Raw genomic sequence first — 13,825 nt, 5'->3', positions numbered from 1 at the left:
GGGATCGAGCCGGCACTCACTCCGGCGACCGGCAACCCGCCGGGTCGGCCGGCGGAACGGTGTCGGAGGGTACGGCGTCGGGCGTGATGGGCGACGTCGGAGACGGGGCGCCGGCGGTCGGTGAGCCGGCGACCGGCGGCGACGGTACGGCGCTGCCGCCCGCCGACGGGGTCGGCGCACCCGCCGTCGCCACCGGAGTCGGGCTGGTGGACAGGCCGGGCGACGGGTCGGGCGGGCAGAGCGGCTTGAGGTTCGGGTTCGCCGGGTCGTCGCTGGTCAGCTCCGCCAGCCGGCGCTCCGCGTCCGGCTCGTTGCGGGCCTGGATGCCCTGCTTCACCCGCTCCTGGGCGGCCAGGGTGAGGTCGTCGAGCCGGGCGCCGCTGCGCGCGTGCACGTTCGACAGGTCCAGCCCGGCCACCTGGCCGGGCACCCCGCGGAAGACCGCGAGCTGGCCGTCGTCGGTGGCGCCGACGTAGTACTGCCGCTGGGTGTACGTCCAGCCGCCGAACACGCCACCGCCGACGATCACCGCGAGCGCCAGCACCATGGCGACGGTACGCAGCGGCCGGCGGCGACGCCCCTCGGGCTCGTCGTCGCGGTTGTCCACCGGCTCCTCCGGCGCGGGCGGCCGGGGGGCGGACAGCGCCGAGGCGCGGGCCGCCGGGGTGGAGTCGTCGGCCGAGGTCGCCATGCCCCGGTCGCGGGCGGCGGCGCCGCCGACGATCGGGGACGCCTCGACGATGTCCTGGTCGGTGGCGTCGGCGATGATCACGGTGATGTTGTCCGGGCCGCCGCCGCGCAGCGCGAGCTGCACCAGGCGTTCCACGCACCGCTGCGGGTCGGGGTACTCCCGCATGGTGTCCGCGATGGTCTCCGCGCTCACCACGCCGGAGAGCCCGTCGGAGCAGATCAGGTAGCGGTCGCCGGGCAGCACCTGGCGGACGCTGTACTCCGGGTCGATGTCGCGGCCGTCGAGCGCCCGGGTGAGCAGCGAGCGCTGGGGGTGGCTGCTCGCCTCCTCCGCGCTGATCCGGCCCTCGTCGACGAGCATCTGGACGTACGTGTCGTCCTTGGTGATCTGCGCGAACTCGCCGTTGCGCAGGAGATAGGCCCGCGAGTCACCGATGTGGACCATCCCGAGCTTGCTGCCGGAGAAGAGGGTCGCGGTGAGCGTGGTGCCCATCCCCTCCAGCTGCGGGTTGGCGTCCACGGTGTCGCGGAGCTGCTGGTTGGCGGTGCCCACGGCGGAGCGGAGCGCGTCGACCAGGGCGTCACCGGGGACGTCCTCGTCGAGGGGCGCCATGGCACCGATGACGATGTTGCTGGCGACGTCACCGGCGGCCATGCCGCCCATGCCGTCGGCCACGGCGAGCAGCCGCGGTCCGGCGTAGACGGAATCCTGATTGCCGTCTCGGATCAGACCGCGGTCGCTGTGGGCCGCGTAGCGCAGGGTCAGAGTCATGGCCGTAATTCGAGGGAAGTGCGGCCGATCCGGATCGGCACGCCGAGGGGGACGGGGGTTGGTCCGGTGACCTTAGCGCGATCGAGATAGGTGCCGTTAGTCGATCCGAGGTCCTCGACGTACCACTGCCCTTCGCGGGGCACCAGCCGGGCGTGTCGCGCCGAGGCGTAGTCGTCGGTGATCACCAGGGTCGAGTCCTCCGCCCGACCGATGGTGATCTGGGCCTCTCCGAGCGTGATCCGGGTGCCGGCGAGCTGACCGGCGGTGACCACCAACTGGTGGGCGGCCCGGCCGCGCTTGGCCTTCGCCGGCTTCCCCGGCTGCCCGGTCGACGCGCCGATCCCCCGCGGCGCGGCCACCAGCTTGCCCGACCGGGCACCGGCGAAGAGGTCCCGGCGGATCACGCCGACCACCGTGAACACGAAGATCCACAGCAGGATCAGGAACCCGAACCGGGCGACGGTGATGACCAGTTCCGGCAACGCGGGTCAGCCGTCCACGCGGAAGGTCAGCGTCGTGGTGCCGAGCTGGATCATGTCGCCGGGGTTGAGGGCGACCGCCGAGACCCGCTGGCCGTTGACCATCGTGCCGTTGGTGGAGCCCAGGTCGGTCAGCACCACCTGGCCGCCGTCGAAGTCCAGCCGGGCGTGGCGCCGGGAGATGCCGACGTCGGGCAGGCGCAGGTTGGCCTGGTCACCGCGGCCGATCACGGTCGAGCCCATCTGGAGCGGGTAGGTGCGGCCGTCGCCGGAGACCAGGCGGACGTTGCGGCCACCGCCGTGACCGGGCGGAGGGCCGTAGCCGCCACCCTGGTCGTACGCCGGGTACGCCGGGCCGGCGTCGTAGCCGCCGGGCGCGGAGACCGGGGCGACGTCCCCGCCGGTGTAGACCTCGGCGGTGACCCGGAACATGCCGGTGTCCAGGCCCTCACCGCGTTCGACCTCGACGATCACGTCGCCGTAGACCGTCCACGCCTGCTCGCCGATGAACTCGGCCTGCGACTGGGCCAGCTCCTGGGCCAGCGCGGCGGCGTACGGCGCCAGACGACTGTGGTCGTAGGGCGAGAGATCGATCACGTAGCGGTTGGGCACAAGGGTGCGCCCACCGGCCAGGATCGCCTTGTGCGCCTCGGCCTCCCGCTGCATGGCGTTGAGGATCTCCACGGGGTGGACCACCCCTTTGAAGACCTTGGCGAAGGCCCCCTCGACCAGGCCTTCCAGACGCTTCTCGAAGCGTTGCAGCACGCTCACCGGCTCCTCCTCGGGTCCCGAGGCAATGATGGTATCCGGACACCGCCTCCGCAGCTCACACGCCGCTCGGCCGGCTGCCGTCGGCCCGTTCGTGACCAGGCCCGCGGACGTGCTAAAGTTTCGCCCGCCACGAGCGGTGATCGCTCGTGGCGTGACCAGTGGACAGCGTAATATGTCCCGGCACCCGCCGCAGATGGCGGGCGCGGGATGCGATATGGTGTTCCGGGTCGTGCCACGGGGATGTGGCGGAATGGCAGACGCGCACGGTTCAGGTCCGTGTGTCCGAAAGGACGTGGGGGTTCAACTCCCCCCATCCCCACCAGGACAAGGGCTCCGCACTTCGCGGGGCCCTTGCTTCGTATCGGGGCGTTCCGGACGTCACGCTATGCTCCGATGGTTTCCCTGCCTCCCATGGACCAGGAGTGGCGTGTGACTGTCGCGTTGGTGACCGGTTCCGGCGGTCTGATCGGCTCCGAGGCGGCCCGGCACTTCGCCGGACTCGGTCTCGACGTGGTCGGCATCGACAACGACATGCGGCGGTACTTCTTCGGCGAGGACGGCTCGACCGCCTGGAGCCTCGACCGGCTCGCCGCCGACCTCGGCTCCGCGTACACCCACCACGCCGTCGACATCCGGGACCGGGACGGCCTGGAGCAGGTCTTCAAGCGGTACGGCAAGGACATCGCCGTGGTGATCCACAGCGCCGCCCAGCCGAGCCACGACTGGGCCGCCAAGGAGCCGTTCACCGACTTCGACGTGAACGCCGGCGGCACGCTCAACGTGCTGGAGAACACCCGGCGGCACGCGATCGACGCGCCGTTCATCCACTGTTCCACCAACAAGGTGTACGGCGACCGGCCGAACTCGCTCCCGCTGATCGAGCTGGAGACCCGGTACGAACTGCCCGAGGACCACCGCTGGTACGACGGCATCACCGAGGACATGTCGATCGACGAGTCGCTGCACTCGATCTTCGGCGCCTCGAAGGTCGCCGCCGACGTGATGGTCCAGGAGTACGGCCGCTACTTCGACATGAGGACCGCCTGCTTCCGGGGCGGCACGCTGACCGGCCCGGCGCACTCCGCCGCCGAACTGCACGGCTTCCTGGCGTACCTGATGCGGTGCGTGATGGAGGGCCGGACGTACAACCTCTTCGGCTACAAGGGGAAGATGGTCCGGGACGCGATCCACTCGCACGACGTGCTGACCGCGTTCGAGGCGTTCTTCCGTGAGCCGCGCTCGGCCCAGGTCTACAACCTCGGCGGCGGCCGGCACTCGAACACCTCGCACATCGAGGCGTTCCGGATCGCCCAGGAGATCACCGGCCGCGAGGCCCGGATCAACTACGTCGAGCAGGCCCGCACCGGCGACCACCAGTGGTACGTCAGCAGCATGGCCCGGTTCGAGGAGCACTACCCGTCCTGGAAGATCACGTACGACGTGCCGATGATCCTCCGGGAGATCTACGAGGCGAACGTCGACAAGTGGGTGCCGAAGGCATGAGCGCCGGGACCAAGCGCAACGTGCTCGGCGTCGGGGTCGACGCCACCGACTACGCCCGGGCCACCGAGGCCGTGGTGGCGGCCGCGCACGAGCGCCGCCCGCTGGCGCTCACCGCGCTGGCGGTGCACGGCGTGATGACCGGCGTGCTCGACCCGGCGCACAACGCCCGGCTCAACTCGTTCGACGTGGTCACCCCGGACGGGCAGCCGGTGCGCTGGGCGCTCAACCTGCTGCACGGCGCCGGGCTCACCGACCGCGTCTACGGCCCGGAGCTGACCCTGCGGGTGCTCGCCCGGTTCGCCGAGGAAGGGCTGCCGGTCTACCTCTACGGCTCCACCGAGGAGACGCTGTCCCGGCTCGTCCCGGCGCTGGAGAGCAAGTTCCCCGCGCTGAAGATCGCCGGGGTCGAGCCGTCCAAGTTCCGCGCCGTCACGCCGGGCGAGGACGCCGAGATCGCCGACCGGATCCGGGCCAGCGGCGCCCGCCTCGTCCTGGTCGGGCTCGGCTGCCCGCGCCAGGAGGTCTTCGCGTACGCCATGCGCCCGCTGCTGGACATGCCGCTGATGGCTGTCGGCGCGGCCTTCGACTACCACGCCGGCCTGCTCCGCAACCCACCACCGTGGATGCAGCGCGCCGGACTGGAGTGGTTCTGGCGGCTCGGCCTGGAGCCCAAGCGCCTGTGGCGCCGGTACGTCATCCTCAACCCGGCCTACCTGGCCCGGCTCGCGGCCCAGAAGACCGGCCTGTGGAAGGCCACTCCGCCGGCGCCGGCCACCGGGCGTCCCGCCACGTTCGACGTCTGAGCCCGCACCACCCCTACGGGCACAGGTACGGGACGAACCGGGGTGCCGTCCCGGATTCGGCGGGCGTCGAAACGGGCAAGGCTAGGGGGCATGGATGACCGTCTCGCCCTGCTGCTCCCCGTCGCCGCCGTCTGGCTCGCCGCCGGACTCGTCGCGGAGGGCCTGCCCGGGCTGGACCGTGCCCGCGCGCTGCGCCGACGTACCGGATGGTTGTCCGCCCTGGTGCTGACCGGCCTCGCGCTCACCGCGGCGGTCCTCGCCGCGGGCCTGCAGAGCGCCGGTGACACCACCGTGGACCGGGCCGCCGCCGCGCTCGGTCTCGCGGCGGCGCCGGCAGCAGTGGTGGCGGTCTGCACGGTACGGCGGGTCCGGCGGCTGCGGTCCGGCGCGGGCGCGTTCGCGGCGGCGCCGGGAACGCCCGCACCGCACGGGCTGCGGGCTGCGGCGGCGCACCCGCTGATCGCGCTGCCGCTCCAGGCGACGGCGATCGCCGTGCTCGTGGCGGTGCTGCCGGCGTTCGGGGTCGACCTGTTCGCCGCGCCGGGCGTCGCCGGCCCGGCGATCACCGTCGGGGTGCTCGGGGTGTGCGCGATCGGGGTACGCCACGCGCTGCGGCACAACCGGCTCGCCGAGCGGGCGATGCCGGCCGCCGAGACGGTGTCAGCGCGACCGGCTCGCGCCCTGCACGTATAGCAGTTCCAGGATCGCGCGGGTCGCCTCGAACCAGCGGTCCAGCCAGCCGGGCGGGGGCACGCTGCCCTTCGGGGGCAACTCCATCAGCAGGCCGCGCAGCAGCGGGTGATCCACCAGGGACTCCTGCTGCTCGACCGGCCAGCCGCTCGGCGGGAAGGACGGCTCGGTCAGCGGGTTGGGGTCCAGCGACGGCAGGGACAGCGGCGCCGCGGCCTGCTCGGGAACACCACCCTCGCGGGCGTCGTCGCCGTCACCGGAGACCACCTCGGTGAGGACGGTGTCCCGGCGGGCACCCCGGTACTTGCCACCGAACCGCTCGGGCTTGCCCGGGCCGCTGGTGAGGTTCTCTGAACCGATCGTCGTCATCCGTCTCGCCTGCCTTGTTCGGTTGCCGATCCGTGCGGTTCAACGAGGCGGATCGGAACTGGCGACGGGTGCCGCCGCCCGCGCGGGCACCGGACGCGAAAGGTCCCGCCCGGCGGCACTGCCGGGCGGGACCACACTTCGGTGCCGGTCAGCTCCGGCCGAACACGCCGTTTCGGGCGCGGGCGACGAAGGCGTGCCAGTCACCCGGAGCGAAGACCAGGGCCGGGCCGGTCTTGTCCTTCGAGTCCCGCACTCCGACCGCCCCGGTCACGTACGCGACCTCGACGCAGTTGTCGCAGTTCGGCCCGCTCTTCGAGCTCTTGAACCACGTCGCCTGCGTCAGGTCCACGGGGAACTCCTTGGTCGCCATTTCCACAGTGGCTCCTCTGCCAGTTTCGCGATGTGTGCGACGGACTCCTCCGGGCGCATGGCCGCTGCTCGAATGTGATCGAAGATGAAGCTGTACTTCTGCAGTTCGTCACTCTTCTCCAGGAAGAGCCCACCCGTGGCGTTCTCCGCGTACACGACATCGGGATCACTCGGCTCCGGGAAGCTGAGAATCGTGAAGGTCCCGTCCATGCCGGCGTGCGCTCCCACCTCGAAGGGCAGGACCTGCACTGTCACGTTCGGCAGTTCGGCCACCTCCACCAACCGGTTGAGCTGACCACGCATCACCGCGTCGCCGCCAACCGGCCGGCTCAGCACCGCTTCATCGAGCACCACCCACAGATCGACCGGATCGTCCTGCGTCAACAACGACTGACGGCCCAGACGGACACGCACCCGTTGGTCGACCTGATCGTCGGTGAAGTCCGGCCGGGCCGCCCGGATCATCGCGCCGGCGTACTCCTCGGTCTCCAGCAGGCCAGGTACGACCTGCTGCTCGTACGCCCGGATGGAGCTGGCCGCGGCCTCCAGGCCGACGTAGGCACCGACCAGCACCGTGCTGTACGGATGCCACCAGCCCTTCTGCCGGGCCTCCCGGGCGATCTGCACCAGCTCGTCGCTCTCCGCGCCGACCACCCCGTAGATACGGAGCATGTCGCGTACGTCGCGCGGGGTCGCTGTGGTGTGGCCGGTCTCGATCCGGGAGATCTTGGACGCCGAGCACTCCAGCTGCTCGGCGACGACTTCGATGGTGATGCCCGCCGCCTCCCGCTGCCGGCGGAGTTCCGCCCCCAGCCGGCGCCGCCGGATGGTGGGGCTGCGCCGTTCGCTCACGACGCCACCTCAGTTCGCGACTGCGGGGCTCGCAGAACCGGCTCACTCCTCGCGCTCACGACGCCACCTCAGTTCGCGACTGCGGGGCTCGCAGAACCGGCTCACTCCTCGCGCTCACGGCGCCGTCCATCGGCTTGCGGGACCACGCTTCACAGTCACCCGGCTACCTCCGGTCGGTCGCGCCCCGGCCTGGCTCCCACCGCTGGCGCGACCAGCGGGCGGCGGGTGTTCGTTCGCGGCAGGGGTGATGCCGGTCGTCGACCGGCCGCGACGGGCGAAACCGGCGTCCAGTGTGCCGCTCCGATACCTGACGCTTCAAGTTTCGGCGTTTGCGTGTCCGACTCACCTATCAGCAAAACTCGACGTGCAACTTGCATGTCGCACGTCCCTGATGCAGTCTGTCCGTATGGCACGGGTTACTCACCGTCTTCGCTTGATCTCCGGGCGTGGTGGCACCACGGTCCGCGGGACGGCCGGAGGGGAGCCGTCCCGCGCCGAGCGACCTGCCCCGGAATGAAGACCCCGTCGCTGCATGCCAGCTTGGCTGCGGCGGCGGGAGCGGTAACCGGGAGCAGCCGGGTGATGGTCGGGTGGCGGTCCGCCACCGCGGGTACGGCCCGACCAGCACCGACCCACCGACCGCCGGTCCACGAGGCAGACCCCCCGTCACCGGACCAGCAACGACCCCCGTTCAGCGCCGGTCCCACCGGCCGACCCTCCCAGGAGCCCATGTGCTTCCCCGCTCCGGTGACGTACTGCACGTGACGCGCGCGGCGAGTGTCCAGTTCCTCCGACCGATCATGTTCCGGGTGATCCGGGTGCTCGACTGGCCGACCTATGACGGTTGGCTCTGGCTCGACGGCTACGAGTTGAACGCGGCGGGGGACGCGGTCAACCGAAGGTCGATCTTCGTACTCCAGGAGGGGTTGCGGCAGCTCCAGGCCGCGCCGGCTCCCCGACAGCACACGGTGCGGACGGCCCGCCGCCCGGTGGTCCGGACTCCGGTCCGGGTCGGCTGACCTGACGAATCCCGGTCGGGAGGGCGTGCCGTCGCCATAGAATCGGTACGCCCACCCCGGCACGTTCCACCCCGCGCGCCACGGACCCTGAACCTGGGATGGTCATGGTCAATCTGCCCGCCGCGCGGCGGCACCACCGGTCCCGTATCGGCTATGCCCTCGGGCTCTTCCTCTTCCTCGTCACCGCGACGGTGCTCGCGCTCGCGGTACGGCATCCCGCCTTCTCCGCCACCCACCAGCTCGCCGAACCCGTCCCGGCCCCGGAGATCACCGTGGCCGGCGAGGACGGCCGGTCCGAGTCCGACGCGGCCGGTTCCGATGACGCCGACTCGGACGCTGCCGATTCGGACGCGAGGGACGACGAGGACGACTGGGCCGATACCGATCCGGTGGAGGACGCGGACGATCCGGCGGGCACCGGAGGTGGGCAGGGCACCGCGAGCGGCGCGGACGCGCTCGCCGAGCGGCCGACCGGCGCCACCGACAACCTCAGCCGGTCGCTGTTCTACTCCGGGCTGCTCGGGCTCGCCATCTCGCTGGCCGGGCTGGGCCTGGTCGGCACGCGCCGACGCCAGTGGTGACCGTCAGGGCGTCGCGGTCGTCGCCGGGGCGGAGCCAGCGGTGGTCGGGCCGCTCGTCGGCGGAGCGGGTACGGCCACCACGATCGTGACCCGGTCGTCCTCGTCCACCGGGTAGCCGGCCTCGGGATCGGTGGAGATCACCGTTCCGGCCGGGCGGTCCGACGCCCTCCGCTGCACCCGGTACTCCAGGTCCAGCCGGTCGAGCGCCGCCCGGGCGGCGGCCTCCGGCAGCCCCACCAGCGGCGGCATCGGCACCTCGACCGGCTCGGTCGAGGGCGGCGGCGTACTCGGCGGTGAACTGCTCGGCGTCGTCGGCGCGGCGGTCGTCGGGGCGGCGCTCGTCTGCGCCGAGATGCTCGGCACCGGCGGGCCCGGATCGGAGTCCCGGTCGGCGGCGCGCAGCGCCAGCCACACCCCCACTCCGATCAGCCCGAGCAGGAGCAGCGCCAGGACGCCGAGCAGGATCGGCATCCACCAGCGGCGTCCGGCCTGCTCGTCGCCGTACCACTCGCTCCCCGGTTCGGGATAGCCCGCCGGTCGAGGTGGCGGCACGCCGGCCCGGCCGGACCAGGCACCCACCGGCGCCTGCGGGGTGGTCGCGTCGAGCGGACGGCCCGGCCCGCCCGGTTCCGCCGGTCCGCCGGGCAGCGGACGGGTGGCGTCACCCGCGTCCCGCGGCATCGCGCGGGTCGCGTCCACGTCCTCCTCGGCTGCGTTCCTCGGTATCGCCCGGGTGGCGTCCGCGTCCTCCCCAGCCGCGTCCCGGGGCATGGCGCGGGTCGCGTCCACGTCCTCCTCGGCCGCGTTCCTCGGTATCGCGCGGGTGGCGTCGGCGTCCGGATCCGGAGGCAGCGCCCGGGTCGCGTCCGCGTCACCGGCGGGTGGTTCCTGACGGTCGTCGCTCATGGCACGTCCTTTCCCCACCGGGACGGGGGCGCACGGCCCTCGATCGTCCACCGTAGCGGTCCCCGGCCACGGCGGCCGGGATCAGCGCGCCCGCGCTCGTCAGGGAGTCGGCGAGGGGGAGCCCGTCGGCGGCGTGGACGCCTGGCCGCCACAGGTGATCGTCACCTGGTCGTTCCACCAGGCGGTGCTTCCGGCCACCGGCGCCTGTGCCGTGACCGGACCCTGTCGGCCGGTGGCGTACCGGGGATAGAGCCCCGCCTCCACCAGATCGTCCGCGGCGTCGGAGCAGGAATGCGAGCCCACGTCGGGCACGCTGACGGCCGGCGCCGGCCCGGAGACCCACACGGTGACCGTGGTGCCGCGCTTCACCGGGGTGCCGGGGGACGGGGAGGCGCGCTCCACTGTGCGTCCGATGCCCGTACCGAACACCAGTCGCCAGCCGAGCCGGCGCTCGCGCAGGTCCCGGCGGGCCTGCTCGAAGTCGACGCCGACCACCTCGGGCACCGTGAGCCCCGCCGGGGCGCTGGTGCGCGTACCCGTCGGCGGGGCGGCGGTGGTCGGCGGCGCCGTGCTCGCGGAGGCCGATGTGGACGCGGCGTCGGCCGGTGCGGAGGCGCCCGGCACGGCGGGGCGCTCCGGGTCACCGGCCAGGATCCACCCGACGCTGGCGCCGATCACCGCCAGCAGGATCACGGCCAGACCACCGCCGAGGAACAGCCTGGCCCGCCCTGCTCCGGTGTCGTCGCCCGCCGGTTGCCGCTCGTCCGTCATGCTCCCCGCCCCGATCATCGACGACCGTGTCCATTGCTGCCGTACGGTCACGGCCCGTCGCTACGACTCGCCGCGCCGACCTCGGGACGTTACGCTCCCCCGCATGGTCAGACGGGGCTGGGGAGGATCGACAGCCGCCGCGCTCGGCGTCGCCGCCGGCGCGGGCGCCGCGCAGCTCGGTTTCGGGTACGGGCTGGGCATCATCGACTGGTCGCCGGCCGGTGCGGTACGGGACGAGGCCGCCTGGGTGGCGAGCCTCGCCTGGGCCACCTGGATCGCGGCGACCTCGGTCATCGTCGGGGCGGTCTGCGCCCAGCGCCTGCGCGGCCACGACGACGAGCCGCAGGGCGCGCTGCCCCGGCTCGGCCTGGCGCTCGCCGCCGGTGCCGGCGCGCTCGTCACCGTCCTGCTGGTGGCGGTTCCGGCGCGGGCCGCCCGGGTACCGGACGTCTCCGCGCCGCAGGCCGTCGCCGCCGCGTACGCGGGCGCGGGGCTGCTGCTCGGCGTGCTGCTGGCCGTCTGGGCGCTGCACACCCGTGCCGCCGCCACCAACCTGATCGCCACCACGGGCTGGCTCTGGCTGCTCGCCGTGGTGTCGGTGGTCGACGGGGTGGTCGCCGGCCGTGGCCTGACCACCGCCCAGCTCGGCATCTGGCAGATCAGCGCGGACCGTGGCGCGTTCTGGATCCGCGACTACTTCTACTGGCCCGGTGCGCTGCTGTCGGTGCTCTCCGCTCTGGTGATCGGCCTGGTGGCGGCCCGGCGAGCCGCCCGCGCACCGGAGATCCGGGTCGGCGCGGCGGCCTCCGGTGCGGCCGGACCGCTGCTCGTCGCGCTGGCGTACCTGCTCGCCGTGCCGCGCCTGGCCGGGATCGCCGCGGAACAGTTGTCGGCCCACCTGATCGCCCCGTACGCGGTGATCGCCGGCGTCGGCGGCTCGATGGTGATGGCCGCGCTGGCCCAGCGCGCCGAGCGTCGCGGCGTCGAGCGGGTGACCGTGCCCCGTCAGCGCACCGGCGAGCCGGACGCCGTGGACGGGGAGCCTGCGTCGAGCGGCGAGAACACGGCCGAGCCGGGCGGCGAGCCGACCCCTGACGACGTGACCCGGCCGATCGGGTCGGCGTCGGCGATCTCGGGCACGTCGGCGTCCGGCAGGTCGTCCAGGTCGGCGTCGGACCGACCCGCGTCCGGCCGGTCGACGTCGGACCCTTCGGGTCTCGCGACCGGTACGGAGAAGGCGACGGACCCGTTGGCCGGTTCCTCACGGGACGGGGTGACGGAGGGCGAACCAGGCGCGGCATCGGGTCGGACGGAGACGGAGCGGGGTCGCGCCACGCGGTCCACCACCGGCCGCCGTGGACGCGCCGTGCCACCGCAGCGACAGCCCGACGCATCCGAGCAGGCCGTCTCCGCAGGCCCGCGCGACAAGGGCGCGAACGCCGACGAGACGAGCCCACGGAGCACGACGCCGGGCGACTCCGCATCCCCGGCCGGCGCGCCCGACCAGGCCGACCCACCCTCGACCGAGAGCACCCCTCGCCGACGCCGCTGAGCCGACCCGCACCGCCCCGGCCCGGCTCGGCTCGGCTCGGCTCGTCGATCTTGCAGTTATGGTCCCTCAGATGTCCTAAAAGGGAGGTTTGCGGGGGCCACAAGTGCAAGATCGACGGGGCGAGGCGGGCGGGGCGAGGGCGGGGCGGGAACGCGCGGGCTCAGTCGATGGGCCAGGTGTGGACCGGCTCGTTGGCTCGCTGCAGCTCGGCGTACCGCTGGACCATGTGGCGCAGTGCTGCCTCCCGGTCCAGGCCCCGGTGCCGCTCGGCCTTCCAGACCGTCTCCGTCTGCCAGACCGCACCGTTGCGGCCGGTACGGCAGCGGCCCTCGATCACGCCGAGCAGGCGGTCCCGCTCGGCCGGGGCGACACCGAACCGGTCCAGGCCCTCCGCGGCCACCGGCAGCAGCGTGTCCAGCACGAGCGTGGTCACCGGCACGTCACCGAGCCGGGGCCAGTGCAGGACCGCCTCGATGCCGCGCCGGGCGGCGGCGTGGAAGTTCTCCTCCGCCGAGCTGAACGTCAGCTGGCTCCAGATCGGACGGTCCGACTCGGCGAGACCCCGGGCCAGCCCGAAGTAGAACGCGGCGTTGGCGAGCATGTCCACCACTGTCGGGCCGGCGGGCAGCACCCGGTTCTCCACCCGCAGGTGCGGGCGGTCGTTCATGATGTCGTAGACGGGCCGGTTCCAGCGGTAGACGGTGCCGTTGTGCAGCCGCAGCTCACCGAGCCGGGGCACGCCACCGGCGTGCAGCACCTCGACCGGGTCCTCCTCCTCGCAGATGGGCAGCAGCGGCGGGAAGTAGCGGACGTTCTCCTCGAACAGGTCGAAGATCGAGGTGATCCAGCGTTCGCCGAACCACACCCGGGGGCGTACGCCCTGGGCCTTCAGCTCGTCCGGACGCGTGTCGGTGGCCTGCTGGAACAGCGCGATCCGGGTCTCCGCCCAGAGCTGCCGGCCGTAGAGGAACGGCGAGTTGGCGCCGACGGCGACCTGCACGCCGGCGATCGCCTGGGAGGCGTTCCAGTAGTCGGCGAAGCTGTCCGGCGCGACCTGGAGGTGGAACTGGAGGCTGGTGCAGGCGGCCTCCGGCGCGATCGAGTCGGTGTGCGTCCGCAGCCGCTCGACGCCGTTGATGTCCAGCTCGATGTCCTCGCCCCGGGCACCGACGATCTGGTCGTTGAGGACGCGGTACCGCTCGTTCGTGGAGAGGTTGTCGGCGACCAGGTGGCGCTCGGTGAGCGTGGGCAGGATGCCGACCATCATGATCGTCGCGTCGGACTTGGCGGCCCGCTCGTCGGCACGGCTGAGGCTGCTGCGGAGGTCCTGCTCGTAGTCGGCGAAGCCGCTGCCCTCGATCAGCCGGGGCGAGGCGTTCAGTTCGAGGTTGAACTGTCCCAGCTCGGTCTGGAACAGCGGGTCGGCGATGTCGGCCAGGATCTGGTCGTTGCGCATGGCCGGTTGGGCGACGGCGTCGATCAGGTTCAGCTCGATCTCCAGCCCGGTCATCGGGCGGTCGGCGTCGAAGCCGAAGTCGTCGAGCATCAGCGCGAAGACGTCCAGGCATCGTCGTACCTTCTGCCGGTAGCGGACCCGATCCTCGCGGGAGAAGGCGCCCTGCTCGACGTCTCTGCCCATGTGTCCTCCCGGCGCTGGTGCGACGGAACCGTACCGTTCCGCAACGCATTGTGAACCAT

General features: G+C 72.6%; 14 protein-coding genes, 1 tRNA gene and 1 pseudogene. 7 read left to right on the top strand and 9 right to left on the bottom strand.

All coding sequences use genetic code 11. From position 1 onward, the window contains the following. Nucleotides 1–16: 16 nt before the first annotated feature. From ACQP26_RS00400 to ACQP26_RS00390, 3 genes are read right to left on the bottom strand one after another with little or no spacing between them, the layout of a single operon-like run. A complete protein-coding gene (locus ACQP26_RS00400) occupies nucleotides 17–1,462 on the bottom strand; it encodes a protein phosphatase 2C domain-containing protein (RefSeq protein ID WP_433494640.1) in 1,446 nt (481 codons plus the stop codon). Further along, nucleotides 1,459–1,944, bottom strand: a complete 486-nt coding sequence (locus tag ACQP26_RS00395; RefSeq protein WP_269703220.1) for an FHA domain-containing protein FhaB/FipA — start codon at nucleotides 1,942–1,944, stop codon at nucleotides 1,459–1,461. The genes ACQP26_RS00400 and ACQP26_RS00395 overlap by 4 nt, the downstream gene beginning before the upstream one ends. Before the next feature lie 6 nt (nucleotides 1,945–1,950). Further along, nucleotides 1,951–2,739 carry an FhaA domain-containing protein gene (locus ACQP26_RS00390; protein WP_026267912.1) on the bottom strand — a complete coding sequence of 263 codons (789 nt, stop codon included), beginning with the start codon at nucleotides 2,737–2,739 and terminating at the stop codon, nucleotides 1,951–1,953. Between the two features lie 209 nt (nucleotides 2,740–2,948). On the opposite strand from ACQP26_RS00390, the gene ACQP26_RS00385 reads away from it, so the two are divergent. The 4 genes from ACQP26_RS00385 (at nucleotide 2,949) to ACQP26_RS00370 (ending at nucleotide 5,711) form a co-directional block, all read left to right on the top strand. Next, nucleotides 2,949–3,034: transfer RNA gene (locus ACQP26_RS00385), tRNA-Leu, on the top strand. Between the two features lie 71 nt (nucleotides 3,035–3,105). Continuing rightward, entirely contained in the window at nucleotides 3,106–4,215 is a 1,110-nt protein-coding gene (locus ACQP26_RS00380) for an NAD-dependent epimerase/dehydratase family protein (RefSeq protein WP_433494639.1), read from the top strand. After that, nucleotides 4,212–5,018, top strand: a complete 807-nt coding sequence (locus ACQP26_RS00375) for a WecB/TagA/CpsF family glycosyltransferase (protein ID WP_269703223.1) — start codon at nucleotides 4,212–4,214, stop codon at nucleotides 5,016–5,018. The genes ACQP26_RS00380 and ACQP26_RS00375 overlap by 4 nt, the downstream gene beginning before the upstream one ends. Before the next feature lie 90 nt (nucleotides 5,019–5,108). Then, a complete protein-coding gene (locus ACQP26_RS00370) occupies nucleotides 5,109–5,711 on the top strand; it encodes a hypothetical protein (protein WP_269703224.1) in 603 nt (200 codons plus the stop codon). On the opposite strand, the gene ACQP26_RS00365 is transcribed toward ACQP26_RS00370, so the two are convergent. The 3 genes from ACQP26_RS00365 to ACQP26_RS00355 all read right to left on the bottom strand — a co-directional run bounded on the left by ACQP26_RS00365 (nucleotide 5,679) and on the right by ACQP26_RS00355 (nucleotide 7,298). Further along, a complete protein-coding gene (locus ACQP26_RS00365; protein ID WP_262012857.1) occupies nucleotides 5,679–6,077 on the bottom strand; it encodes a hypothetical protein in 399 nt (132 codons plus the stop codon). The genes ACQP26_RS00370 and ACQP26_RS00365 overlap by 33 nt on opposite strands. 148 nt (nucleotides 6,078–6,225) lie before the next feature. Continuing rightward, entirely contained in the window at nucleotides 6,226–6,447 is a 222-nt protein-coding gene (locus ACQP26_RS00360; protein WP_013283299.1) for a DUF397 domain-containing protein, read from the bottom strand. Further along, a complete protein-coding gene (locus ACQP26_RS00355) occupies nucleotides 6,417–7,298 on the bottom strand; it encodes a helix-turn-helix domain-containing protein (protein ID WP_269703227.1) in 882 nt (293 codons plus the stop codon). Before ACQP26_RS00355 ends, ACQP26_RS00360 begins: the two co-directional genes overlap by 31 nt. Before the next feature lie 731 nt (nucleotides 7,299–8,029). Here ACQP26_RS00355 and ACQP26_RS00350 point away from each other — a divergent pair. Then, nucleotides 8,030–8,317, top strand: a complete 288-nt coding sequence (locus tag ACQP26_RS00350) for a hypothetical protein (protein ID WP_018785581.1) — start codon at nucleotides 8,030–8,032, stop codon at nucleotides 8,315–8,317. Nucleotides 8,318–8,415: 98 nt separating this feature from the next. Further along, nucleotides 8,416–8,898 carry a hypothetical protein gene (locus tag ACQP26_RS00345; RefSeq protein WP_433494638.1) on the top strand — a complete coding sequence of 161 codons (483 nt, stop codon included), beginning with the start codon at nucleotides 8,416–8,418 and terminating at the stop codon, nucleotides 8,896–8,898. Nucleotides 8,899–8,901: 3 nt separating this feature from the next. Here ACQP26_RS00345 and ACQP26_RS00340 read toward each other — a convergent pair whose 3' ends face one another. Continuing rightward, on the bottom strand, nucleotides 8,902–9,804 hold the full coding sequence (locus ACQP26_RS00340) for a PASTA domain-containing protein (RefSeq protein WP_433494637.1): 903 nt from the start codon (nucleotides 9,802–9,804) through the stop codon (nucleotides 8,902–8,904). A 99-nt stretch (nucleotides 9,805–9,903) separates the two neighbouring features. After that, nucleotides 9,904–10,575 carry a PASTA domain-containing protein gene (locus ACQP26_RS00335; RefSeq protein WP_269703233.1) on the bottom strand — a complete coding sequence of 224 codons (672 nt, stop codon included), beginning with the start codon at nucleotides 10,573–10,575 and terminating at the stop codon, nucleotides 9,904–9,906. Nucleotides 10,576–10,678: 103 nt separating this feature from the next. Between ACQP26_RS00335 and ACQP26_RS00330 the strand changes: the two are divergent. Beyond that, nucleotides 10,679–11,758 (top strand): annotated as a pseudogene (locus ACQP26_RS00330) (hypothetical protein); the annotation flags it as partial. Between the two features lie 529 nt (nucleotides 11,759–12,287). Here ACQP26_RS00330 and ACQP26_RS00325 read toward each other — a convergent pair. Beyond that, entirely contained in the window at nucleotides 12,288–13,766 is a 1,479-nt protein-coding gene (locus ACQP26_RS00325) for a glutamate--cysteine ligase (protein ID WP_433494636.1), read from the bottom strand. Between the last annotated feature and the right edge of the window lie 59 nt (nucleotides 13,767–13,825).

Source organism: Micromonospora sp. CA-248089, from assembly GCF_050948515.1.
Lineage (GTDB): Bacteria > Actinomycetota > Actinomycetes > Mycobacteriales > Micromonosporaceae > Micromonospora.
Note: the sequence above shows the minus strand (reverse complement) of the source record. Positions and strands in the feature narration are given on the sequence as shown.

Excerpts from the sequence above, each read along its gene's own strand:
- ACQP26_RS00400 (WP_433494640.1), bottom strand. The coding sequence starts at position 1,462 with ATGACTCTGACCCTGCGCTACGCGGCCCACAGCGACCGCGGTCTGATC.
- ACQP26_RS00380 (WP_433494639.1), top strand. The coding sequence starts at position 3,106 with ATGGTTTCCCTGCCTCCCATGGACCAGGAGTGGCGTGTGACTGTCGCG.
- ACQP26_RS00375 (WP_269703223.1), top strand. The coding sequence starts at position 4,212 with ATGAGCGCCGGGACCAAGCGCAACGTGCTCGGCGTCGGGGTCGACGCC.
- ACQP26_RS00370 (WP_269703224.1), top strand. The coding sequence starts at position 5,109 with ATGGATGACCGTCTCGCCCTGCTGCTCCCCGTCGCCGCCGTCTGGCTC.
- ACQP26_RS00365 (WP_262012857.1), bottom strand. The coding sequence starts at position 6,077 with ATGACGACGATCGGTTCAGAGAACCTCACCAGCGGCCCGGGCAAGCCC.
- ACQP26_RS00360 (WP_013283299.1), bottom strand. The coding sequence starts at position 6,447 with ATGGCGACCAAGGAGTTCCCCGTGGACCTGACGCAGGCGACGTGGTTC.
- ACQP26_RS00345 (WP_433494638.1), top strand. The coding sequence starts at position 8,416 with ATGGTCATGGTCAATCTGCCCGCCGCGCGGCGGCACCACCGGTCCCGT.
- ACQP26_RS00340 (WP_433494637.1), bottom strand. The coding sequence starts at position 9,804 with ATGAGCGACGACCGTCAGGAACCACCCGCCGGTGACGCGGACGCGACC.
- ACQP26_RS00335 (WP_269703233.1), bottom strand. The coding sequence starts at position 10,575 with ATGACGGACGAGCGGCAACCGGCGGGCGACGACACCGGAGCAGGGCGG.
- ACQP26_RS00325 (WP_433494636.1), bottom strand. The coding sequence starts at position 13,766 with ATGGGCAGAGACGTCGAGCAGGGCGCCTTCTCCCGCGAGGATCGGGTC.